This window comes from Candidatus Eremiobacterota bacterium (genome assembly GCA_031082125.1).
In the GTDB taxonomy this organism is placed as follows: Bacteria; Vulcanimicrobiota; CADAWZ01; order CADAWZ01; family Ess09-12; genus Ess09-12.
In genome coordinates, this window is the sequence record JAVHLM010000019.1 from 1 (window position 1) to 24,002 (window position 24,002).

The following is a 24,002-nucleotide window of genomic DNA, read 5'->3' on the forward strand; positions in this document are numbered from 1 at the left end:
ATATCGGTCATAGAAACTCTGCCGGGGAGGTTGGCCTTCTCATCTTATCTAAATAGCTCCTTTCCATTTTAATGAGTGAATAGGCAGTGCTGCGGGACATCCCGAGGCGCTCCCTGGAGTAGTGGCCCAGGGAGAGGAAGAGCATGTCTTTATAGAGGCCGAAATTGTTGAGGGTCCGAAGGAGCCTCCCCTGGTAGAAGGAGAGGGAGTGTCGCAGCGAAGCCATCTTCCGGAGCCTTGCGACCGTCTCGAAAGGATCGGCGGGAGGATGCACCAGGGTACCGTCAGGGATGACGGCAGTATCGGCATCGGGCCGATGAGGTGCGGGAGCCTGGAACTCCTGGGGAAGCTCCACCGTGACAGGTTTCCAGGGAAGAAATTCCCACAGGTGCGACACCTCTTCAAGATCCTTGTGGACCTGGCGGGCAAGCTCCTTGTCCCGCTCGCCGAAGGAGGCCTCGTCATCGAGGGAGCCGATGGCACCCGCCAGGGCGCCAAGGAGAAGGGCTTTCTTCTCGATGGCGGGATCGGTTCCGTTCTCCTTGGTGCCGGAAGCATCAAGGCTATTCCGAGAGTATGCCCCCTCGCCGTGGGTGACGCAGGCTCCCTGGGAGTCTTTCCCCTGCGAGCGGCAGAGAGAAGCTCCCGCGGCCTCCCGAGCCTCAGGCTTCCCTGTCCCGGAATCGGAATCCTCCGGAGACTGCACCGTTGTGCCCTGTGCCCCGAGATCCTCGAGCGGCGCCGAAGCGGCGAACTCCCCAAGAAGGGCCTCCACGAAAGCATCAGAAGGAAGGTCTGCCTCTTCCATCCTGCGGAAGACCTCGAGGGCCCTGTCCCATTTCGCGGCAACGAAAAAAGGAACCCGCACGTTTACGGCGAGGCTCCCTGCGTCCTCTTCATCGTCATCGGCGGCAGCGAATGAATTGATGCCGCTTCCCTCGGCACCGGCTTTAAAACGCTTCACCTCCTCTTCAATTTCTCTTATGGTGCATTGCATGGCCTTTGAGAGCCACTCCTCCTGGGTCTCAGGTGTCACGACCTGGAAAAGATACCGCAGCGCGCTCTTGCGCAGGTGCCCCTCTTCAAGAGCCTCCCTGATGAGGGGGAGCTTCTGAAGTTCCTTGGCATTCCGCATCAGCTCATAGCCGCTCCTTGATGAGATCCCAAGCTCCTCGAGCACAAAGTCGCCGACACGGACATAACCGAGCTTCTCGAGCCTCCCGTTGAGGGAGAGAAGTGCCTCCCCGATGAGGAGATCGAGCCTGACCCCGGCGGAAGAGAGGCACCAGAGGTTCCAGTCCAGGACCTCCGCCGTGAGATCCCTGAAAATGTGGCGGCAGTTCGACCGCGAGAGCACCTCGTCGGCGCCGTACGTGACCAGCGGGAGGCCGGGGATGGCCTTGAAGACCTGCCCGCCCTCCATGGTGGCCTCGTAGCCGGGATACTCGCGGATCGCGCCGGTATTCACTATAGTCCTCCTTTCATGAGTTTTTGCATATTATTTGGATACTTTTGTATCCCTGTCACTATTATACATAAATAATATCATTAAGTCAAAATAGTTACCTGCTGAAATGCTTGTTATTATTGGCATTTAAGGCCATCACAGGATGCCCTCCAGAGGGCTGGGAAGGGTTGTTTTTTGTTTTTTCCTGTCCCGGGCCCTTAAAGCCCCTCCAGCGGAGAGAAAGGGCACTCTGTGCTGGCGCGGAGAGGGGGGGGTTGGGAAAAACAGGACTTGCTTAAAATAATTTCAGTCTTTATCAAACTCCACTTCCAGCCTTCCTCCATCCCTGAAGATGACATAAGGCCTGTCCTGTATTCCTTTCACGGTGACCACGCAATGCTTCTGCGTGATTATATGCCCGTCCCTCCCTGCATATATTGTCACTCTGCCGTCGGAACCCACACGGAACCTCAGCATCTTCTCCTCGCCGGGCATAAGGCGGTTTGCCGGTGAGAAGGTCTGTCCTGTTGCAAACATATGGATATTTCCCGATGAACGATTTTTGTAAGTGACATAGACGTTTTGATTTCTCACCAGATCGCTTCCCGAAGAACCGGTGTCCCCGGCAGGCGGGGTGGAGGGCCTTGATGCATGGCCTCTCACGTTGATGGAGCTCTGGGCGGAGCTGGAGTTCCCTGCGCCGTCGGTGACCACCACCTTTATGGTCCTGCTCTGCGGGTCTCTCACTGTCCAGGTGATGCTCTTCGTGTCGCTCGCGAAATCCCTGTGCTCCACGCCGTTGTCATACCATACATAGCGATACGGCGGTGTGCCTCCCTGAACTCTTGTCGAAAGCGACACCCTCTCTCCCACATTGACATTGACATTTCCTGGCGTCAAGGCAAGCGCTAGGGGAGTGCTCCTCTGGCCCCTCACGCTGAAGGAGCACTGGGCCTTAGCGGAATTCCCCGCGCTGTCAGTGACGAGAAGCTCGTAAGTCCTGTTTCCCGGGCTTTTCAGACTGGTGGTGATGCTCTTGGCATTCAGGTCCTCCCTCTTCCCCCTGTCGGTGTACCATGTGTACTTGTAAGGAGGCCTGCCGCCGCTCACTTTTCCGTCAATGTCAATCTCTTCACCCACGTCGGCAACACGCTTGGAAGGGGTGACCGATACAAAGAGAGGGACTGCGGGGGGAGCGGCTTCTTTTACCGTGACGCTGACAGAAGCATCACCTTTTCTCCCTGTTGCATCAGTCACGAGGAGTTTTACCGTATGGCTTCCCGGCTCGGTAATTTTCATCCCCGTGAATTCACTAGATGAACCTGTGGTTCTCGTGAGAGTATCTTTTTTTGCCCCGTCAAGCATCAATTCATAGGTAAAGGGAGGAGTCCCATCCTTGACTTCCGCCTCGAACATGACGACATCTTTGTATTTGCTTTCGTCTGGTTTCGGCAACTCCTTTAAGCTCACTGAGAGTGCAGAAACAGATGAAGCAGAGGGCTTGTCGGCTGCCACGACCTTCAGAGTAGTGCTGGCTTCTGCTTCTTTTCCCTTGCTGTCAGTGACGCGCACCGTATAGGTGGAAGTATAGCTCCCCTCGTTCCTGATAGTGATGGAGATCCCGTCGGTCGTCTTCGGGGTATTGCTGCAGAGGTCTTTCTTCTTCTCCCTGTCCTTGAACCAGTCATACTGGTAGGGGGGCGTGCCTCCCTTGACGGTCGCTTTGAAATCAACCTTGTCACCAAGGGAGGCCGTGCCCGCCGTTGAGGTGAGGGCCACCTTGAATTCTTTTCCTGAAGTTTTTGCCAGAAGCTCATCGAGATTGTCTCTCGCCTTTTCATAATCAGGCTTTACTTCCAATGCTTTCTTGTAATCAGCGATGGCGCCCTCGATGTCACCGAGGCTCTCCTTGGAGACTCCCCTGTTGTTGTATGCTGAAGCATGGTTTGGATTGCACTTGATGGCCATGGTATAATCTTCAATAGCGCCATAATTATCACCTAACTTCTCCTTGGCAAATCCCCTGTTGTTATATGCTGAAGCATAGTTCGGGTTGTACTTGATGGCCATGGTATAATCTTCAATGGCTCCTTTTGTATCACCGGTCACCCTGCGATCTATGCCCCTGTTATAATATGCATCGGCGAAATCCGGTTTGAGGCGTATTGCCTCGGTATAATCCTTGATGGCTCCCTTGGAATCTCCGGCTTTACCCTTCGTAATACCGCGCTGGTTGTAAAACTCAGCCGACTCCTGTGATTTCTTCACCGCCGCCGCAAGCTTCGCACGCAGCTCCCCTGCCGCGGCCGGGTCGAGCTTCTCAAGCTCCTTGATCACCTTTTCGGCGGCATCGAATTTGCCCTGTGAGATCAGGGACTCCGCCTCCTTTTTCAATTTTTCGGCCTTTTCTCTTTGCTCCTTGCCTTTGGAGAGCGCTTCATCAGAGATGGAGACGCTGAAGCTCCCGCTCCCTCTTCCGAGCTCAAGGCCCTCGGCATTGCGGAAGACCACCGTCGCCACGCAGGTACCCACGCGGCTCCGTTTTACCGTCACATCCTTCGTGATATTGTTGCCGTCAAAGTGGGAGTCCTCGTTGAGGCTCCACTGACAGCGGGGTTCTCCGGGAGGATTGGGCTCAATACCACAGGTGAGGCGCACGTTCTGGTGCACGGCGATCTCGCCTTTCTTCTCCACGTGCTGCTTCCCGTCCCATACCAGGGGAGGAGGGCCCAGGGGGCCGATGACCTTCACGGTCACCTTGTAAGGGCGGGCAGTCACCGTGCCCCGGGCCTCGCCCAGGTCGTCACCTGTGCCAGGGACCCTGCCCCGGGCGATAATCACGGCGGGCTTTGTGTCCTTGGGCACAAAGACAATCTCTCTCGCATCCTGTGACTCGGTGACAAGCCGCACATTGCCGGGTGGCTCCCACCGGAAGTCGATGTCCTTTGACTCGGGGGTCACTGCCACCCGGGCCTTCACCTCCTGCCCCACGAGAGGGCTCGCGGGAGAAAAGGTCATGGAGAGCTTGGGCTCGCCGATCTCAAGAACAAGCTGCTCCGATTCGACAAGTGTCGAAAGGGCGGCGCCTTCTTTTTTCAGCACAACCACCCAAATTTTCACTGTATCCGGCTTCTTGAAGGTGGCGGCAGTCTTTGCATTGTCGCTCTCGTTGGGAGAAAAGGAGACCTCGCTCGAGGTCTGCCACCGGAAGACAAAGCTCCCCGCCATGGGTTTCCCGCCTGAGAGGACCGTGGCGGTAAAGGCCGCCTTCGAGCCCACGGGAAGCTTCTTTTCGGGAGGAGTCATGGCGATGGTGACCGTCACCTCTCCGACCTCAAAGCTCATGGAGGCAGTGCCGATGGGGCCGCGGGGGCCGCTTACCTTCACCGAGAGCTTGTAAGTGCCGGGCTTTTTCCCCTTAAAGCTCACCTTGGCGCCGCTCCCCTCGCAGTCGCCGCTCCACGTATAGCTCGAGGGCTTGTTGTCGGGCGAGGCGTTTTCCACAATAGCCTCCACCGAAACGCTCTCGCCCATGCTGAGCGTCTTGCGGGGGGCGCGAATGACCACCTTGGCCTCCGCTGCGGGCGGAGGCTCAGGCTGAGCGACGGGAGGGCTCACCGGGACGCCCGAGAGTATCGATTCCACCTCTGAAAGCGCCCGTGCCATCTCATCCCGCATCCTGTCATAGGTGCCAAGCCCATGTGACTGATCTTCCATGACCCGGCCTGTCACGGTATCTTCCATCTCAATGCACCGGCCGTCTTTCAGGAGAAGCCCATGTTCGGCAGTAACGATGAGGCATTCGGAGAGGGTATCCTGCTTTCCCTTCATCCTGACCGTTTTCTCTTCCTCAGTGAACCGCGCAATATATCCCTCAAAGCCTCCAAAGTTAACTTTCCTGACAGCCTTCGTGCCTTTCCCGGTGAAACTGTTCACCCTTTTTTCCATATCGGCCATTGAGGGAGTCGCCCTGTCATAGCGCACCGCAAGCCGCGCGCTCACATGATCGCCGAACTGCCTGAAATCCTCTCCCACGGTGCCTAGTACCTTGTCGCGGGGCTCCTTTTTCCTTTTAATTGATGCAAGGTCCCTCAGATAATCGTTGCCTGAGCGCTTCCAGTGAGCGGGAAGCCTGAGGGCGGAAAGGGGATCGGAGGAAGCCACGCCGGGGCTGCGGCGTGGCTCAGGAGTGGCCCGCGGCTCAGGTGAGGGGGTGGGACGGGGAATTGGTGAGGCTGAAGGAGATGGTGTGGGAGTGGGCTCCTGGGTGACGACCCCGACAGGATCGATCTTTTTTTGAGCTCTTGCAAGCACCTGGTCTTTCCCAAAACTGCCTATATCATAAAGAGTTGCGATGATTTCCCCCATACCGGTGATCTTTATCTGCTTCTCGTCATTATTCGCCCCTTCTCCCCGGGAGAGCATCTGAAGGCCGCCCGTGGTCTTCCAGTTCCACAGACTGCCTTTCGGGGCGGCACCTTTCAAGCAGAGAGCCTTTGCCGTAATCACTTCACCTTTCTTGGGCGCCTGGCTTGAAAGCTGAATATCGGCCCCATAGAAGGCTATGGTGTGCCGGGCTTCCCCCAGCAGGCGCCTTCCATATTTGTTTGAAAGAAATACCCTTAAAAAATATGTCTGAGTGTCCTTATCTTCTGAGCTTATGATGAATCCGGTCTTTCCAATGCCCTGCTCAAGTATTTCTCTTACCTTCCTCCTGCCTGCTCCTTTCTCTATCCACCTGCTCAGCTCATACTCGACATAAGGCAAATACTCATCACTCTTCCAGGAAGATGGCACTTCGGAGACAAGAGTCAACGGAGAGTAAAATGCTCCTTTTCCGCTCACATTCACTGCACAGACTCCCGGACCGTTGAGGACCACTTGTCCTGGCTGCAGGTTTCTTTGCACAAAGGGGCTGAGCCGGTATGATTGGAACTCGGTGTAGGGAACGACAGATACCGAAGTATGTTCCGATAAATACCGCGCAAAGGACTTTGGAAGAAGACCTTTACCGTAGAGCTGGATTATTATTCTGCTTGGAAGTCTGGCATCAGAATAGACGAAGTCATTTTGCGCATACACCGCACCCCCGCTGAAAGCCAGAAAAGCCTCGGCGGCGTACTGAAGAAAATCAGGGTCAGAACCGGCATGACAGTTGTAGAAAATGACTTCTGCATTTTCCGTGAAGGCATCAAGGAGACTGCTGTCCCCCTCCTCATAGGCAGTGTCTCTTATCTTTCTTAAAAAATTTGCATCGATGGCCTGATTGCCAAATTCCGCAATACCCTGGCTGCCGTGGCCAAGAAAGACGAGCTTCCTTATTTTCTCCTTCCTTCCTATCTGCCTTATCCTGTCCAGGCCGTCTTCAACGGTCCTCGCCTCCAGAACATGCGAAAATTCTTTTTCGATGAGCTCCTTGTCATTTTCAAGTCCTGGATCATCGCGATAGGTGGTATCTATGAGAAGTACACGAGCCTCCTGGGCTGTGCTTGCAGAAACACGGACGCAGCAGAGGAAAAGAAGCAGAACAATAAATATACCCTGTTCATACCTTCTTTTGATTCCAGAATCTTCGTATGCCATAGTACCTCGCACCTCCCCCAGTCACAGAATGATATTTCAAGGATGGCATTGTTCTCTCACAAGATATTGCAGAAGCATGGCGGGAAAACAGTGAGTCAGAGCTTGACGAAGATATCATTCTGAAGTGCGGTGACTGGCGGAGATTCTTGCTAAATCTGTTGGATAGGCGGTTCCCCTCTGAACCCTGGCAAAGGAGAGCTTATGAGCTTTTCTATGCCTGCCTTATAAATGTTTCTCACACAACCGGATAAATTCCTTTTCCTGCCAGGACATTCCCCCCTGATGCCGCCCGGGCGGAAGGACAAGAGCCTCCAGATGGTGAAACCACACTTGGGGACCCCGCCTTTTCAGAGAATCACCGGGACCCGCGCAATGAAGCCATCCCCCCCACGATGGCCCCGCACAATGAAAGGAGCGTCTGATGAAAAAAAGACTGGCCCTCTCATTCCTTGTCCTCTTGGTGCTTGCCATGACCTTCTCCCCGGCACAGGCTGCTGAAAAGACCCCCGCCCAGGTCCTTGACGGCTTCTATAAGTGGTACTTCAAGAATGTGCCGGCGATAGACCCCGTCAAGGGGCCGGAACACAAGCCTTTCACCTACCGCGACAACTTCTCGCAGGCAAAGGACTTTTTCCAGCCCGACCTCTATCGCATGCTCTCCATGGCCTTCACGAAAGGGCCCTCCGACGGCGACTGGATCGACTTCGACCCCTTCATCAACGCCCAGATGGGCGCGAGGGGCTACAAGATGGGAAAATCCGCACTCAAGGGCAACAGAGCGACGGTCACCGTCTCCATCCTGCCGGGGAGGGGCTCCACATGGAAGGACATCCCCGTGGAGCTCACCAAATCAGGGGGGACCTGGCGAATCTCCAATTACCTCTATGACAAGGACTTCGACCTTTACCGCTTTCTTAAGAAAATGAAGTACTTCAAAGAGTGAGGCAGAGACTTATCAGCCTTGAGGCTCCTTGACATAGGCGCACAAAAGGCGTATAATGGTAGCACAAATCCCGGGAGGAGCCCCATGGCGAAAGAAAAACTCAATATCACCCTGGATGCCGATCTCATTGAGTATGTAAAGATGTATGCGAGCGAAAACAGAACCACGGTATCGGAAGTAGTGGGCCAGTTCCTCCTGAACCTCAAGAGAACGAGGGAAAAGGACCCCACAGAGATAATCTTCTCCGACCCTGCCTTCAGAGAGAGCATGCTTGAGTGCATCGCAAAGATACAGAACGGGAAGATGAAGTGGCTCGGCTATGATGAGGTATTCAAATGAGAGCCCTTTTCAGCGCGGACTTCAAAAAGGCTGTGCAGAAATTTGCATCGATAAAAAGAGCGATACAGAAAAAGGTGGATATGATTCTCGAGGAGCCTCTCGCACTCGGCGAGCCCCTCAGGGGGAGCCTGAAGGGATATTACAGCTGCCCGGTTAAAAAGAACTTCCTTATCATCTATCTCTACTGCCACGCCTGCAGAAGAAGAAAGGACGACAGAGTGGTGGCCTGCGCAGACTGCGGGGAGTCTCCCGATGAGACCGTGAAATTCGTGAATCTCGGCCCCCACGACGAGACTTACAGAACTGCTCCATAGGATATGCCCGGAACTATGACTGAGCGCCTTTACTCTCCCCGGATTCTCTCCCTCATCACCACCTTCAGGTGCCCTGCCCGGTGCAACCACTGCAGTTTCTCATGCTCGCCGGAAGAGAGGGTGGAAATGGAGCTTGAGAAAATCGGCACCCTGATCGCACAATGCCAGGATTTCAATAAAATCACCCTGAGCGGGGGAGAGGCCTTTCTAAATGTCCCCCTCATTGCCGGCATCATATCACAGGCTTCGCAGCAAGGAAACTTCAAGATACGGGGCGTAGTGACGAACTGCTTCTGGGCTTCTTCAGAGACAAAGGCCGGGGAGGTGCTTGAATCCCTCTCCGGGGCGGGCCTTAACCTCATCGGTATAAGCTGTGATGCCTTCCACCAGGCCTATATTCCCCTGGCCCAGGTCATCAATGCCATAAAGGCAGCTCTTTCTCTCAGGATCACCGTCCAGGTGAATGTCATCTCCCCTCACGATCTGTTCCAGAGCGCCGCGCTGCCTGAGGTAGTCCTTGCACTTATGAAAGCGGTGGGAGAAGGCAGGCCCACCAGGGAGTATGATCTCGCCTATGCTCAGGGCTATAAAGGCCGCGATAAAGGGATCACGATCTTTCACGGCGAGGTGACGCCTGCGGGGAGGGCTTCGGGTCTGCCGGCAGAGTATATGGGATCGTACGATCTCACCGGTGATTGGAAAGATGCCTGTATCCTGCAGAAAAAAGGTGCCACCATCTCACAGGAGGGGCAGGTGCTCACCGTGCTCCCCGATTACCGGGCATTCCCCTGCTGCTCTCTTTATGCCAGGGAAGGGCACCTGTCGCTGGGGAACATAGCCGAAGAGCCCCTCTCCGCCCTCGTGGAAAAAGCACAGAGCGATCCTTTCCTGAAAGCCGTGGCGCAGATAGGCATACTGGGCCTCAAGGAGATCATCGAAAAACACTTTCCCCGTTACAGGGGAAAACGCTATGGGAGTGCCTGCCATTTCTGTCATACCATAAGCCTGGACAAGGAACTTGAAGGGCTTTTTTCACCATAAGCTGCCATGCCGTGCCATCGGCTCTGTGGAGGGGTTTTTCTCTCCGCTCCCCAAATTTTGACTCTTTTTAATGTCTACATTTTAAATTGTTTACATTTAGGCAATCTTTTTTTTACAAAATTTTAAGATTTGCCTCTTTACTTTTCGCCTTGTTTACGTGATAATGAAGGTAAAGGATATAGTATAACCCGAAAGGAGGAAGGAAATATGCCTCTGCCAGCAGTGGCGATAGTAATTGCAGGAGTGGGTGCGGTGTCCAATCTTATTGGAACAGGGATGTTCATGCACCAGCAGAGCGAAAGCCGCAAGGACACCATGGAGTACCTGAAGATGATGAGCCAGGAGAATACCCAGAGAAGGGCGCAGCTTTGCCAATTCCTGCAGCAGTCAGGGAACGGCAATACCGCAATGATGCTCGCGCAATCCTAAGTCCCTTACAGGAAAACAAAAAAGGCCGCCACGCGGTCTTTTTTGTTTTTATGTGCTGCCTCATGCCTTTTATCCCTCCACAGGGAAGCATGGCACGCCAACCCATGGCACTCCTATTAAAGGATATCATGCCCCTGGTAAAGAATATGACCATAAAAGAACTACCCACGAGATATGGAGGGAAGAGCATGCTTTGTGTAAAATGCGGACATAACAGTGCATCAGGCGCAAGATACTGCGAAAAGTGCAATGCCGTAATGATCCAGGCCGCGCCGGAAACCACCACCACGTCGGCCATTGACGTGGAAGAGGGAATGGAATATCTTTCCCCCGAGAGGAACTACGAATGCCAGTGGCTTGCCGACTTCGTGGACTCCATCAGCCGCTATACCAATGGCGAAGTTGAGATCGACGAGGTAAAGAGGGTATACCAGAACATCAAGAAGATATATGAGAGCTTTGACAACAAGGAGCTTCCCGATTTCCTCAACGAGCTCGACGGGTGGCGCAACACCGAGCTCGGCAAGGAATACTCGAGGCAGATGACCTACCTCCTCACCAAGGGCTTCCAGCTCATGGGTGAAGGCATGGAGATCATAAGGACCTGCCTTGACAACCCTGAGCAGACCGCCACCATGCAGGACGGGCTCGAGAAGCTCCAGGACGGCGTAAACCAGATAGGTCTCGCCGAGGAGTTCCTGGGGATACACCAGCAGATTATGGAGGAGGAGATCGCCCGCCGCCAGATGGAATCCCGCGCCGAGGAGTTCCAGGCCAGGATAGACTCGAAAAAGCCGGCCCAGGAAGAGGCCGAGGCCTGACTGCTCCCAGATGCCTCGAGAGACAGAAGCCTTTATGCCACAGCGGGGGATGTAATCCTTATCTGTGGCATTATTATATTCCAAGAAAGGACACCGCCATGGAAAAAAAAGCGCTCTACGAACAGATGGAAAAGGCCGTCATTGAGGGAAATCCCCCTCTTGCAAGGGAGTACGCGCAAAAGGCCCTTGACGAGGGTGTGGAGGCAAAGGATGCCATTGTCCACGGCTTCTCAAAAGGCATAGAGAAGGTGGGGAAGCTCTGGGAAGAGGGGGACTATTTTCTCCCCGAGCTGGTGGCAGGCGCCGAAGCTATGAAGGCCGCCATGGAGGTGCTTCAGAAAAACATCCAGACAGGACGCCAGACATTTTCCGAGGGAAAAATCGTCATCGGCACCGTGGCAGGCGACATCCATGACATCGGGAAAACTCTTGTGGCATCAATATTCTCAGCCCATGGCTTCGAAGTCCTGGACCTTGGAGCCGACGTGCCCCCCGAGAGGTTCCTGGAGAAGGCTCAGGAGTTTGAAGCACAGGTCATCGGCCTTTCAGCGCTCCTCACGACTACCATGGTAAATGCCAAGAAAGTGATAGATCTTGTTAATGAAAAAGGGCTGAGAGATAAGGTCAAGATCATCGTGGGAGGCGCCCCGGTGACGAAAGAGTGGGCCCTCAGCATCGGCGCCGATGACGCACCGCCCGATGCATTTGAGGCGGTGGCCTCGGTAAAAAAACTCCTCGCAGGGAGGGTGCTCCTGTGAAACCTTGGGATGAACTGTGGGAAAAGCCTGTAATAGTGCTTGACGGCGCCATGGGCACCGAGCTCATTGCACAGGGCCTCACCCAGGGCGAGTGCCCCGACCTCTGGAACGTCCTCCACCCGGAAAAGGTGAAGGAGGTCCATAAAGGATATTACGATGCCGGGAGCGATATTGTGCTCTCCAACACCTTCGGCGCAAGCAGGATAAAGCTTGAGCCCTACGGCCTCGACGCCAGGGTGGAGGAGATCAACAGGGCCGGCGCTTCCCTGCTGAAGACCGCGTGCCCCGCGGGCTCTCTCTCGGCCGGCGACATGGGCCCCATGGGAAAATTCCTGAAGCCCGTAGGGCCCTGCGAGCCCGAAGAGTTTGAGGCGGCTTTCCAGGAACAGGCCAAGGCTCTCTGTGATGGCGGTGTTGATCTCATAATCATAGAGACCATGTATGACCTCAGGGAGGCGCGCCTCGCGCTGAAAGGAGCCCTTGGGGCGGGCCTCCCCGTCTTTGTGACGATGACCTTCACAAAAAAGAAAAGAGGATTCTTCACCGTGATGGGTGACGAGCCCCGGAAGGCCCTGCGCATTCTTGCCGATGAGGGCGCACAGGCTGTAGGATGCAACTGCTCCCTGGACTGTGCCGACATGCTCCTTCTCGTGGAAAGCCTCGGCGCCCCCCTTCCCGTCCCTCTTATTGTGAAGCCCAATGCAGGCCAGCCCCGCATGGAGGGCGACAAGACAGTCTATGACGCTGATCCCGCCGAGTTCGCCTCCCAGGTGATGAAGATGATAGAGAAAGGGGCACGCCTCGCAGGAGGCTGCTGCGGCACCTCTCCCCGCTTTATCGAGACCCTAAGAGGCATGATAAAGAGCACAACACGAACCGGGAACACCGGAGAAAAGGAGAACTAGAATGGAAACCTTCAGACCCACCCTGCGCCTCCTCCCCGAATCCCTTGTCTCTTCCATCTATGAAGAGGCTCTTGCGATACTGGAGCGTGCCGGCGTTTTCATTGAGAACGAAGAGGCTTACCGGCTCCTGAGAGAAGCCGGCATGAAGGCCGATGAGGAGAAGAAGAGGGTATTCATCACTGCCGATCTTGCAAAGAAGTCCCTGGCCTCGGCGCCCCGGAAAGTGGTGCTCTACGATGTCAATGGAGCACCCAGGGTGCATATGGAAGGTGACAGAAGCCATTTTGTCCCGGGATCGGCAGCCCTCAACGTGCTGGATCCTTCAAGCGGCGCCATCAGGAAGCCCCGCACCGAGGATTACGCCACTTTTTCCCGGGTGGTGAATGCCCTGGAGCATATTGATGCGCAGAGCACTTCCATCATATGCGCCGATGTGCCCGAGGAGCTTGCAGACCGCTACCGCCTCTACGTAGCCCTCCATTACTGCGCGAAACCCGTGGTGACGGGCACCTTCAGGGAAGATGCCTTCAAGGTCATGAAGGATATGCTGGTGGCAATGAGGGGAAGCGAAGAGAAGCTCCGCGAGCAGCCGCTCGCCATCTTTGACGCCTGCCCCTCACCTCCCCTCAAGTGGAGCCACCTCACCTGCCAGAGCGTCATTGATGCCGCCCGGAGCGGCATCCCCTCGGAATTCATCTCGATGCCCCTCGCAGGAGCCACAGGCCCCGTCACCCTCGTGGGCAGCATCACGCAGCATGTCGCCGAGACTCTGAGCGGCGTCGTGATAAGCCAGCTTGCCGCCCCCGGCGCGCCGGTGATATTCGGGGGATCGCCTTCAGTCTTTGACATGAGGAAGGGCACGACACCCATGGGAGCCATAGAGACCATGATGATCGATGCGTCCTATGCCCAGGTGGGCAAATTCCTGGGCCTTCCCACCCATGCCTACATGGGCCTCTCGGACGCCAAGAGGCTCGATTACCAGGGAGGGCTTGAGTCGAGCGCCGGCATCATGCTGGCTGCCCTTACGGGGATCAACATGATCTCCGGCGCGGGAATGCACGATTTTGAGAGCTGCCAGAGCATCCAGAAGCTTGTTATGGACAACGAGATATGTGGGATGGCAAAGAGGCTCACAAGGGGCGTCGAGGCAGTAAGCCATCCGATGGCCCTTGACATCCTTATGGACGTGACGCACCGCGGCATGAACTTCCTCTCCCATCCCACGACACTCTCGCAGTTCCGCCATGAGTTCTACTTCCCCTCGCCTGTCATCGACAGGGCAAACCTGGGAGACTGGGAAAAGGAAAAGCGCGAGCTCCCCGCAAGGATCGACGACCGTCTCAAAAAGATTCTTGCCGCCGAGAGTTACAGGCTTGCCGAGGAAAAGTCCAGGGCCCTCCATGAGATTATGCTCGCCAATGCAAAGCAGTTCGGCCTCGAGAGGCTGCCGGCCCTCCCGCTCTATGAGAAGGCCCTTCACCGGTAAACCTTTACAATTTCTTTACTTAAGAACGGGAAATCTTTACCAGGCTCCCTTATAATAAAAGGAGGAAGATTCTTCTTTCCCCTGCAAAGGAGGCCATCATGAAAAAAGCATTCAATGTACTTTTCTTCAGCCTCGCCCTTCTCTCCCTGCTTTTTCTCCTGTACGCGCGGCATCGCGGAAAGCCAGGAGGCGCTTCATATGCGGGAGGCCAGGGCAAAGCCTCCTGGCAGGATCAGCTCAAAGAAATGGGCTCCCTCCTTTACAGGACTTCAAACATCAACGTGATAAACGGCCTAGACCTCAGCGATGAGCAGCTGAAGGGTCTGAGAGCCATTGCCATTGAAGTGGAAAGGGAATCGCCGCCCTTTACCCTGCAGGGGAGCATGGCACCAGATCTCGCAAAGGTGGAGAGTGCTTACCGCGAGCTTCAGCAGGAGCTTCTCAGGAACAGGCCTCTTCCCAGGGAGCTCATTGAGCGCGTGGCAAAAGCGAGAAGCATAGAGTCGAAGGTGCTCAGGGACACTCTGGGCTATGATTCATCGAGAAAGGACTGCCTCCGGTGCCATTACGACCCTGCGCTCGCAGGGAAAGGAGGAGGCGTGGACCTTTACGAGAGGAAATGTGCCGCGAACCCCGCGGTCCGGAAGGAACAGGCAGCAGCCCACATGAGCGGCTACCTGGGGAAAAAGGGGACCTTCACTCTCTGGACCAGGAAAGAAAAAGTGGACGCCCTCCTCACGGACAACCAGAAGGTGATTCTCGAGGACTTCTCGTGCTGCCTCATCCCTCCCCAGAGCTTTGCCGATCCCGTGAGAATCGGGCAGGTTGAGGTCTCGGAGTGGGACGTGAAGCTTCTTGATGCCGTGCGTTCCGTCAGTGAACCCCAGTGGCCCCCCGTGAAGGAGAAGATCCTCGGCGCCCTTGAGAGCCAGCAGGTCCTCAAGAGGCCTGACTTTTCATCGAAAGAGGCCCGCGCTTTCAGGGAAAGGGCCCAGGAGGTCATGGAAAAAGCCCGGGCACTCTCTGCCGAGGATTTCGAGCTGAAAAAAGAGGAGCTTGTGAAGGCCATGAAACCCGCAAAAAAGCAGGCCCTCTCCCCTGACAAGGCATCGTTCATGCGCGCCTTTTTCCTTGTGCTCCCCGGCTCAAGCAGGACCTATGACGCCGTCCTCGCAAGGCGCAGCAAAGGAGGGGAGTGAGGAGGAGGAGTAAGGCACCTCTCTTTTGAATACTCTATGTATGAAAGTTTTGAGGCGGTTCAGGTCCTGCGGGGCGCTCATAGCGCTCCTTCTGCTCTCAGCCACCACTTGGGCTTTTGCCATTGATGCGGACTGCCTCCTGGAAGGCTGCCATCACGACATGGGCATGACAAGCACATGCCACGGCGAAAGGAACTTCTGCCTTTCCTCAACGCCTCTGCCCCTGATAGTTACATGCGACAGCCTTGTAGCTGACGTCACCTTCACTCAGCCTCCCTGCACATTTTTCAGCAGCGCTCCTGACGACAGGGCCAGGCCTGTCCCCTCTGATTTCCTGAGAAACAGGCACCTCCTCAGGGCGCCTCCCTCACGGCACTCTTTCTGATCCCAAAACAGGAGGTGCCTTTCTTGTCCCGAGTGCTCTTGATCTTTTTCCTTTTTCTGGTTTCCAGTGTCGCTGCCTTTGCAGGCACCGACGAGATCTCCCTTGAAGAGGTGGTGAGGATATCGCTTGAGAGCAATCCCCGCCTTGCCTCTTTTTATGAGCTCTTCCTCTCCTCCCAGGAGCGCTGGCGCTTTTCAGGCTCCCAGCCCAACCCCGAGGTGATCCTGGCGGCCCCCTATGAGGTCTATCCCGAAGACTCAAACATCTTCAGCCAGCCTCTGGAGCTCTTCGGCCGCCCCAGGTGGCGCAAATCCGTGGCATTTTCCGCGAAAAATGCCAGTGAGGCCCGTTACATGACAGCCCTTCTCGATCTTCTCAGCGATGTATCCCTCGCCTATGTTGACGCTCTCAAGGCCAGGCACCTCAGGATCATTGAAGAGGAGAACATGAAGCTTGCCGCTGATATCCTGAAAGTCGCCACAAAGCGCTACGAGGTAGGTGATATCCCCCAGTACCAGCTCCTGGAGGCACAGGTGGAGTATTCCAGGGCGCAGACCCTCTTTGAAGAGGCAACGCTCAAAGAGCAGAATGCCCTGGTCTACCTGGGAAGGCTTGCGGGAAAGCCATTAAATCCCCTCTCATCACTGAATGAGCTCCCCCTTGCGATCCCTGACCGCTATCCCGACATCGCCACGCTGAAAAACAGGGCGGTGGCGGAAAGGCCCGAAGTTGCCATGGCGCGGTGGGAGCAGGAAGAGATGGCGGCCCAGAGCTCACTTATCCAAAGCGAGCTCCAGCCTGACGTGATTCTCTCCACCTACAGAAAAAAGCTCGACAGCGAATCCATGCAGGGCTATCGCGTCTCACTCCGCTTCCCCCTTTTTGACTGGGGCTCCGTAAGAGGCGAATTCAAGGCCCAGGAGAAGAAAAAGGAGGCGGCCAGAAAGACCCTGGAAGACATGAAGCTCCAGGTTGCCTGGGAAACAGAGCAGGCTTTCAACGAGGTGACCAATGCCCGCAAACGGCTTGCCATTCTCAATGACACCGTGCTCACCAGCCAGGAGAGGATTACCTCCATGGTGCAGCGGGGCTATGAGGCAGGGCTCAACAATTACCTTGAGGTGCTTGAGGCCCGGCGCTCTCTCAGGGAGATAAAAAAGAACTACAATGAGACCCTCGCCGATTGCCAGAAAGCGTCGATACGCCTCGAGAGGGCCTCTTGCACTTCCCTGTTCAGCAGAAAGGAACATTCCCATGAAAAAAAATAGCCTGCTTTTGTTGCTTCTCATAGGAGTGCTCCTCTGCTCCCTTTCCTGCAGCCGCAGGCCGGAAACAGCAGAAAAAAGCCCAGAGAGCCACGAGATCCATGCACAGCACTCTGAAAGTGAAACTCATGAGGCTGGCACCATCGTCCTCACGGAAGAGCAGGTGAAGACGGCAGGCGTTGTGACTTCAAGGGTTTCTCATGAGCTGGTGAAGGACAGGGTTGCCATCACTGGCGAGCTTGAAGCGGTGCCGCAGCGGACGGTAAGAATCACCTCCAGGCTCTCGGGAAAAGTGGTGAGCCTCATGGTCCAGGAAGGAGACTCTGTGCAGGCCGGGTCGCCTCTCGCCGTGCTCGAGAGCGTTGAGCTTGCCCAGGCTGACGCTTCCTTTCACCAGGCCGAGACAGAGTTTGAAACTGCAAAGAAGAATTATGAGCGCGTCAAGGCCATGGCAAGCCTGGGGTCGTACAGCAAGTCCGCCCTCGAGGAGGCAAAAAACAACGCCGCCTCGGCCCGTGCAGAACTCGAAGGGGCAAGGGCCAACGTCCTTATGATCCAGAAGCAGTATGAGCGCGTGAAAGAGCTCCAGGCGGCAGGCATCGCCGCAAGGAAAGACCTGGAAAAGGCTGAAGCCGACCTGATCAAGGCCAGGGCCGACGTAGAGAGCGCCAGGGTGAAGGCCGAATCTGCCTCGTCGCGGCTTGCAAGGGAGGAGCTTATGTACCGTAAAGGCTATCTGAGCTCCAAGGAGGTCACGGAAGCCGAACAGGCTTACCGCGATGCCCTTTCAAAATACCGGTCCACAAAAAACATGCTCACCATCCTGGGAGTGAGCGAGGAAAACCACGGGAGAGCCTTCACCATAACCTCGCCTCTTTCCGGGGTGGTCACTGCGCTGCAGATAACCCAGGGCGAAGCCATTGTCCCCACGACGCCGCTGATGACCGTCATTGATCCCCGCACGCTCTGGCTCATGGCCGATGTGTACGAAAAGGATCTCCCGAAGGTTAAAATGGGCGCCCGGGCAGTCTTCACCGTAAGCGCCTACCCTGACAGGGCCTTTTACGGGAGGGTCTCTTACCTGAGCCCCTCGATGGACCAGAAGACCAGGACCGTAAAGGCCCGCATCCAGGTGCCTAACGACGAAAAGAAGCTCAAGGTGCACATGTTTGCCAAGGGCTCAATCACCATAGATTCAAGGAAAAAGGCCATCATCATCCCCAAAGACGCGGTACAGCACCAGGAAAACGCACAAATCATCTATATCCGGAAGGAAGCTCCCGGCACCTTTCTCCCCCGCCAGGTGAAGACCGGCGAGGAGTACGACGGGAATATCGAGATCCTTGAGGGATTAAGCGATGGCGAGGACGTGGTGACCAAGGGGAGCTTCACTCTCAAAAGCGAGGCCAAAAAGGCAACAATGGAAGGCGACGGGTGCGAACATTGAAAAAGGAGCCTCGGGGCAATGCTTGAAAAGATCATTTTTTTCTGCCTCTCGCAGCGGTGGCTCATGGTTTTCGTGGCGCTCCTGCTTGTCGCTCTGGGAGCCTATTCAATCGCGAGCCTGTCCACCGACGCCTTTCCCGACGTGACTGGCGTGCAGGTGGAGATAATCAGCAAGGTGGCGGGGAAATCCCCCCCCGAGCTGGAGCGTACCATCACGACACCGCTGGAGATTGCCCTCCGGGGTATACCGGGACTTACCCTTATCCGCTCTGTCTCCAGGCCCGGCATCTCGGTCATCACGGCCGTCTTCGAGGAAAAGACCGACATCTATTTCGCGCGGAGCCAGGTCCTCGAGCGCCTCATCGAAGCCAAGGACGAGCTTCCCGCAGGAACGGAAACCTCCCTGGGACCCATTTCGACGGCCATGGGAGAGATTTACCAGTATACCCTCGAGGACGCCTCGGAAAGGAAAGGCACTGAAACAGCAGGAGAGCGCCTTATGAGGCTCAGGACTCTCCAGGACTGGGTAATCTCACCGGTGCTCAAGAACGTCAGGGGAGTGAGCGAGATTGATCCCTTCGGCGGCGCAATCAAGCAGTACCAGGTCATCATCAACCCCGATAAGCTGAAAAAATACGGCCTGTCACTGCGCAGCGTCTATGAGGCCATCGAGAGCAACAACTCCGATGTGGGCGGCGAGTTTATCGAGGAAGGCGACGAAGCCTACCTCGTGAGGGGCACCGGGCTTGTGCAGAGCCTTGAGGATATAAGAAACATCACCCTTGCAAGCGAGGCCGGTGCTCACGTGCTTATAAGCGACGTGGCGGAAGTGAAAGAGGGCGAAGCGGTGCGGCACGGTGCGGCAATAAAGGACGGAAAAGGCGAGATCGTAGGGGCAAGCGTCCTGATGCTCCAAGGGGGCAACAGCAGGCTCGTCGTGAAAGCAGTCAAGGAAAAAGTGAAGGAAATCAACGAAGGGGGCCTTCTCCCCGAAGGAGTCTCAATCAGGCCTTACTATGACCGCTCCGAAATAGTAAAAGAGGCAAGCCACACTCTTGGAAAGGCGCTCATTGAGGGAATCATCCTTATCGTTATCGTGCTTTACTTCTTCCTCAGGACCTTCAGGGGCCCTTTCATAATTATCACCGCCATGCTCCTTTCCATGCTCGGCGCCGCCGCCGTGATGAAGCTTGCCGGGATGACGGCAAACCTCATGACTCTCGGGGGCCTCATCATCTCCCTTGGTATGATCATCGACTCGGCCATCATACAGACAGAGAATGTGCAGCGCCACCTCACGGGGAAAGAAGCAGAAAGCATTGGCGAGAAGCTCTGCATCGTCCAGAAAGCCGTCCTGGAGGTAAGGAAACCGAGCATCCTTGGCGAGCTCATCATTGCCCTCACCTTCCTCCCCATCCTGGCCCTCGAGGGGATGGAGGGAAAAATGTTCACCCCGCTGGCCGTCACGGTCTTTATTGCCCTTATGGTATCCCTCTTCCTCTCGGTGTTCATAATCCCCGTCATCTGCCTCCTGGCCCTGAAGCCTCTCAAGGAATCAAGCAACGCCCTGATGGATTCCCTCAGAAGAGCTTACGGCTCAGTGCTCACCTGGTGCCTTTCCCGGCCAAGGCTCCTGATTTTCGCCGCCCTGGCGCTCATGGCGGCAAGCATTGCCCTTATCCCCTTCGTGGGCACTGAGTTTCTCCCAGTCATGGATGAAGGGGCCTTTGATATGGACAGCGTCCTGCTGCCGGGCACATCCCTCTCAAAGTCCATCGAGGTGAACAGCAAGGTCCAGGAGATTGTGAAGGGCTTCCCCGAGCTTGATACGGTCGTTTCAAAGCTGGGATGGTCCGGCACGGGGATCGGGGCGAAAGACATGGACAGCGGCGCCTCAGTGGGGAAACTGAAGCCCCGCCATGAATGGAAAAATGCGAAAACCAGGGAAGAGCTCATGGATAAAATGAGAGACGCCCTCGCAAAGCTGCCGGGAGTCCTTGTGAGCTTCAGCCAGCCCATCCAGTGCAGGATCGACGAGCTTGTTGCAGGTACCAAGTCGCAGGTAGTCATTAAGCTCTTCGGGAGCGACCTGAATACGCTTGAAAAGGTGGCAAGCGATATAACCCGTGAGATCTCCGGCGTGAAGGGCACAAAGGATCTTATCATGGAGCAGGTAAAGGGGCAGCAGTATATCATCATAAGGAGCAACAGGGCAAAAATGGCCCAGTTTGGCATCAATGTGAGGGATATCCAGGACATCGTGGAGATCGCCGTGGGGGGAAAAGCCGCCGGAAAATTTTACGAGGGGACTACGTATTTTGACATCGCGGTGCGGTGCGACGAAAAGAGCCGCAATGACATCAAGGTCATCGGAAGCCTCCCCGTTGACGTGCCGGGACAGGAATTCAAGGTCCCCCTCAAAGAGGTCGCTGATATCGTCCAGGAGGAGGGGCCCGTGCAGATAAGCCATGAGAACGGGCAGAGAAAGATCCTCATCCAGTGCAACATCTCGGGCAGGGACATCGGGAGCTTTGTAAGGGAATGCAGGGCACGGATAAAAGAAAAGGTAGCAATCCCTGCAGGGTATTACCTTGAATGGGGCGGCCAGTTTGAAAACCAGGAAAAGGCCTTCAAAAAGCTTTCCCTCATCGTGCCGGTGGCTGTTTGCATCATTTTCCTTCTCCTCTTTGCCACCTTTGGCTCCCTCAGGATGGCTCTCCTGGTCCTCCTCACCCTTCCCTGCGCCCTCATCGGCGGCGTCTTCGCCCTTTTCATCTCGGGGTCCTACCTTTCCGTCCCTGCTTCCATAGGATTTATTGCCCTCTTTGGCATCGCGGTGCTGAACGGCCTCGTGCTGATGAGCTCAATCAACCAGTTGAGAGAAGAAGGCCTCCCCCCCCCTGAGGCCATCCAGAAGGGCTGTGAGACGAGGATCCGCCCCGTGCTCATGACGGCAGGGATTGCCGTCTTCAGCCTCATCCCCCTTCTTTTCTCCACGGGACCCGGCTCCGAGGTGCAGAAGCCTCTGGCCATTGTCGTCGTGGGAGGCCTTATCACCTCGACGTTCATGTCGGTGTTCCTTCTCCCCGTGCTCTACCAGACATTCATTGGAAGGGATGGGGAGTCTGCGCCGGCCTGCAGCGGGGATTGACCTGAGAAGGAGAAAGAGGCGGGCACTCAGAAAAAGGTTACCATGAAGCTCGGATTTCCTAACAATCCCAAGAGATGCCTTGCAAAAGAGATTGAATGGATAGGCAGCCACGGCTTTGATTTCGTGGACCTCTTCCTGGAGGAGAGCGCCACGACGCCTGATAAAATAGACTGCCCGAAGATCAGCGATCTCCTCCTGAAATATAACCTGGAGAGAGTGGGCCACACGGCATGGTATCTGCCCATCGGGTCGCCCATGAGGACCATCCGCGAGGCGGCGGTAAAAGAGGCTGCCCGCTATTTTGAGGTCTTCCAGAAACTTGGTGTGCGCCTGGTGACTATTCACGCCCACTGGCCCGGCGGCGGCTTCAGCGTGAAAGAAGGGCTCGCCTTCCAGTCCGAGACCCTCAGGAAGCTCGTAAAAACAGCGAAGGATTACCATTTATCTCTTATGTACGAGCCCGTGGACACTTCTGAGGACAAAGTGCAGAACGTGACAGCCCTCCTCAACGAAGTCGATGGCCTCCTCTTCCATCTGGACATCGGCCATGCAAACCTCTGGGGCAGGAAGCCCGGCGAGTTCATCAAGGCCCTTCATGGGAAGCTTGTCCATGTCCATCTCCATGACAACACAAGGAACATGGACCTCCACCTCCCCATGGGCTGCGGCACCGTGGACTGGGAGGACACTCTGAAAACGCTGAAATATTACTACGACGGCACTATCACCATAGAGGTCTTTTCCCGCGACAGGGACTACGCTCTCCTCACCAGGGACAAGGTGAGGAAGCTGTGGGAACGCTTCTAGCCTCACACATTGAACATGATGTGGACTATCTCGCCGTCCCTCACCTCGTACGTTTTTCCCTCGAGCCTCAGCTTCCCGGCTTTCCGCGCTTCCTGGAGCGACCCGAAGTGGAGGAACTGGTCGTGCTCAATGACCTCGGCCCTGATGAAGCCCCTGGCAAGGTCGCTGTGAATGGTCCCTGCCGCGTCGAGTGCCGTGCCGCCGCGCCTGACCTTCCAGGCCCGGCACTCATCTTCGCCAATGGTGAAAAAGGTGATGAGACTGAGGCGCTCGTAAGCTGCCCTGATAACCCTGTACCTTCCATGCTCGGCGATGCCGAACTCCTGGAGGTACTTTTCCCGGTCCCCGGGCTCCATCAAAGCTATCTCCGATTCAAGCTGCCCGTTGAGGGCAATGACAGGCGAAGGGTCATCCCATGTGGCAAGGTGGCCCTTCACTTCCTCTTCGAGAGCCTTCACCGCCGAAGGTGTGGTGTTTTCATGGCAGTTGATCACGTAGCAGAAGGGCTTGAGGGAGAGAAGGCTGAAATTGTTGAGGTGAGCTTCCTCCTCGCGGTCAAAGGTCATCCCGTAAAGGAATTTCTCGGCTTCAAGGAGAGGCTCAATCCTCTCCAGCATGTCCATCTCTTTCTGCTTCTGGGCCTTCTGCGCCGAGATCTGGATCTCCCTCTCGAGGCGCTCCTTTCTCTTGGCGATAAGGTCCAGGTCGCTGATCAGGAGCTCGAGCCTCACCTTCTTCAATTCGGAGACCAGTTCTCCGGCCGAGGAGGTCCTGTAGGCCCCGAGCACGCAGACCATGGCGCTCGCGGTCTTCATGGTGTCGAAGAGGGCAATCCTGTCCTGCTTCACCGGTGTCTCAAGGGGGGCCGAATCAATGAAGTTGACGTTGGCATAGACAGTCTTCTCGGGCCTGCAGACCTCGGAAAGAGCATCAAGACGGCGGTCCGGCACGTTCACGACGCCGACGGCGCCGCGGTGATGGCCTCCTTCCGGCGCCACAGTGCCGGTGAAAGATGTGAAAAGAGTTGATTTTCCCGATGCGGAGAGTCCGACAAGTACTATGTTCATGGCAGGGTTTCCTTATAATGATGTACTATACTGACGCACATTATAAACCACCTGAGGCCCAATGTCAAAATCCCCGGATTCGAGAGCTCGTCACCATGGGCCCGTGAGCGGAAGAGCAGAGCCGATGATCCTGCTGAGATTCCCTGCCGTATCGGGTAAAAAGAGTTTTTCCCCGATTCAGAGGAAAAGAGGGGCGTGACGTGGAACAAGAGGGCGCTCCAGGAGGAGAAAATGAAAAAAATCAAGCTCGCCCGCCCTGTCCTGCTGCTCTGCCTCGCCCTGTTCCTGTGCGCTTCCCTTGTCTATGCGATCACCGCGCCTTCCCGCATAGTGTTCAAAAACAAGAAGAAAGCCGATGTCATCTTCAGCTGTGCAGGCCACAGCAAGAAGTTCGACTGCAGCAAGTGCCACCCGGAGCTCTTCGCCATGAAGAGGAACGGGACCGCCTTTACCATGGAGGACATCTCGGCGGGGAAAAAATGCGGCACCTGTCACAACGGCACCGTAAGCTTCGCGGTGAAGAACTGCGTGAGGTGCCATGTCCCGCCAAAGAAGCCTGCGGTGAAGACCGGATGCCCGGGTGACTGCACGAAATGCACCAAGTGCGAGTGAC

Annotated in this window: 19 protein-coding genes; 16 read left to right on the forward strand and 3 right to left on the reverse strand. The window is 55.8% G+C overall.

Annotation, left to right across the window (positions count from 1 at the left end; all coding sequences use genetic code 11):
• Nucleotides 1–7: 7 nt before the first annotated feature.
• On the reverse strand, nucleotides 8–1,468 hold the full coding sequence (locus RDV48_19345; GenBank protein ID MDQ7824964.1) for a hypothetical protein: 1,461 nt from the start codon (nucleotides 1,466–1,468) through the stop codon (nucleotides 8–10).
• 285 nt (nucleotides 1,469–1,753) lie between these two features.
• Nucleotides 1,754–7,030: a tetratricopeptide repeat protein gene (locus RDV48_19350; GenBank protein MDQ7824965.1), complete on the reverse strand. Its 5,277-nt coding sequence runs from the start codon at nucleotides 7,028–7,030 to the stop codon at nucleotides 1,754–1,756.
• A gap of 421 nt (nucleotides 7,031–7,451) precedes the next feature.
• Here RDV48_19350 and RDV48_19355 point away from each other — a divergent pair, with 421 nt between their 5' ends.
• The 15 genes from RDV48_19355 (at nucleotide 7,452) to RDV48_19425 (ending at nucleotide 22,322) form a co-directional block, all read left to right on the forward strand.
• On the forward strand, nucleotides 7,452–7,973 hold the full coding sequence (locus tag RDV48_19355) for a DUF3828 domain-containing protein (GenBank protein MDQ7824966.1): 522 nt from the start codon (nucleotides 7,452–7,454) through the stop codon (nucleotides 7,971–7,973).
• A gap of 84 nt (nucleotides 7,974–8,057) precedes the next feature.
• On the forward strand, nucleotides 8,058–8,312 hold the full coding sequence (locus RDV48_19360) for a DUF6364 family protein (protein ID MDQ7824967.1): 255 nt from the start codon (nucleotides 8,058–8,060) through the stop codon (nucleotides 8,310–8,312).
• The gene (locus RDV48_19365) at nucleotides 8,309–8,626 is read left to right on the forward strand and encodes a type II toxin-antitoxin system mRNA interferase toxin, RelE/StbE family (protein MDQ7824968.1); all 318 of its coding nucleotides are present in this window, start codon (nucleotides 8,309–8,311) and stop codon (nucleotides 8,624–8,626) included. Before RDV48_19360 ends, RDV48_19365 begins: the two co-directional genes overlap by 4 nt.
• Nucleotides 8,627–8,629: 3 nt before the next feature.
• Nucleotides 8,630–9,667 (forward strand): radical SAM protein, encoded by a 1,038-nt coding sequence (locus RDV48_19370; GenBank protein ID MDQ7824969.1) that lies wholly within the window; start codon nucleotides 8,630–8,632, stop codon nucleotides 9,665–9,667.
• A 207-nt stretch (nucleotides 9,668–9,874) separates the two neighbouring features.
• Entirely contained in the window at nucleotides 9,875–10,096 is a 222-nt protein-coding gene (locus RDV48_19375) for a hypothetical protein (protein ID MDQ7824970.1), read from the forward strand.
• Nucleotides 10,097–10,284: 188 nt separating this feature from the next.
• A complete protein-coding gene (locus RDV48_19380; GenBank protein ID MDQ7824971.1) occupies nucleotides 10,285–10,917 on the forward strand; it encodes a zinc ribbon domain-containing protein in 633 nt (210 codons plus the stop codon).
• Between the two features lie 98 nt (nucleotides 10,918–11,015).
• Entirely contained in the window at nucleotides 11,016–11,675 is a 660-nt protein-coding gene (locus RDV48_19385; protein MDQ7824972.1) for a corrinoid protein, read from the forward strand.
• The gene (locus RDV48_19390) at nucleotides 11,672–12,580 is read left to right on the forward strand and encodes a homocysteine S-methyltransferase family protein (GenBank protein ID MDQ7824973.1); all 909 of its coding nucleotides are present in this window, start codon (nucleotides 11,672–11,674) and stop codon (nucleotides 12,578–12,580) included. The genes RDV48_19385 and RDV48_19390 overlap by 4 nt, the downstream gene beginning before the upstream one ends.
• 1 nt (nucleotide 12,581) lies before the next feature.
• The gene (locus RDV48_19395; protein MDQ7824974.1) at nucleotides 12,582–14,069 is read left to right on the forward strand and encodes a trimethylamine methyltransferase family protein; all 1,488 of its coding nucleotides are present in this window, start codon (nucleotides 12,582–12,584) and stop codon (nucleotides 14,067–14,069) included.
• A 98-nt stretch (nucleotides 14,070–14,167) separates the two neighbouring features.
• Nucleotides 14,168–15,268: a hypothetical protein gene (locus RDV48_19400; GenBank protein ID MDQ7824975.1), complete on the forward strand. Its 1,101-nt coding sequence runs from the start codon at nucleotides 14,168–14,170 to the stop codon at nucleotides 15,266–15,268.
• Between the two features lie 25 nt (nucleotides 15,269–15,293).
• On the forward strand, nucleotides 15,294–15,653 hold the full coding sequence (locus RDV48_19405; protein MDQ7824976.1) for a hypothetical protein: 360 nt from the start codon (nucleotides 15,294–15,296) through the stop codon (nucleotides 15,651–15,653).
• 32 nt (nucleotides 15,654–15,685) lie between these two features.
• Nucleotides 15,686–16,921 (forward strand): TolC family protein, encoded by a 1,236-nt coding sequence (locus RDV48_19410; protein ID MDQ7824977.1) that lies wholly within the window; start codon nucleotides 15,686–15,688, stop codon nucleotides 16,919–16,921.
• Nucleotides 16,908–18,365 (forward strand): efflux RND transporter periplasmic adaptor subunit, encoded by a 1,458-nt coding sequence (locus RDV48_19415; GenBank protein ID MDQ7824978.1) that lies wholly within the window; start codon nucleotides 16,908–16,910, stop codon nucleotides 18,363–18,365. The genes RDV48_19410 and RDV48_19415 overlap by 14 nt, the downstream gene beginning before the upstream one ends.
• Nucleotides 18,366–18,383: 18 nt before the next feature.
• Nucleotides 18,384–21,515 carry a CusA/CzcA family heavy metal efflux RND transporter gene (locus RDV48_19420; GenBank protein ID MDQ7824979.1) on the forward strand — a complete coding sequence of 1,044 codons (3,132 nt, stop codon included), beginning with the start codon at nucleotides 18,384–18,386 and terminating at the stop codon, nucleotides 21,513–21,515.
• Between the two features lie 42 nt (nucleotides 21,516–21,557).
• A complete protein-coding gene (locus RDV48_19425; GenBank protein ID MDQ7824980.1) occupies nucleotides 21,558–22,322 on the forward strand; it encodes a sugar phosphate isomerase/epimerase in 765 nt (254 codons plus the stop codon).
• 2 nt (nucleotides 22,323–22,324) lie between these two features.
• Here RDV48_19425 and RDV48_19430 read toward each other — a convergent pair whose 3' ends face one another.
• Entirely contained in the window at nucleotides 22,325–23,389 is a 1,065-nt protein-coding gene (locus tag RDV48_19430; protein MDQ7824981.1) for a DUF933 domain-containing protein, read from the reverse strand.
• A 231-nt stretch (nucleotides 23,390–23,620) separates the two neighbouring features.
• Between RDV48_19430 and RDV48_19435 the strand changes: the two genes are divergently transcribed.
• Nucleotides 23,621–24,001, forward strand: coding sequence for a cytochrome c3 family protein (locus RDV48_19435; protein MDQ7824982.1), 381 nt, complete (start codon nucleotides 23,621–23,623; stop codon nucleotides 23,999–24,001).
• Nucleotide 24,002 lies beyond the last annotated feature (1 nt).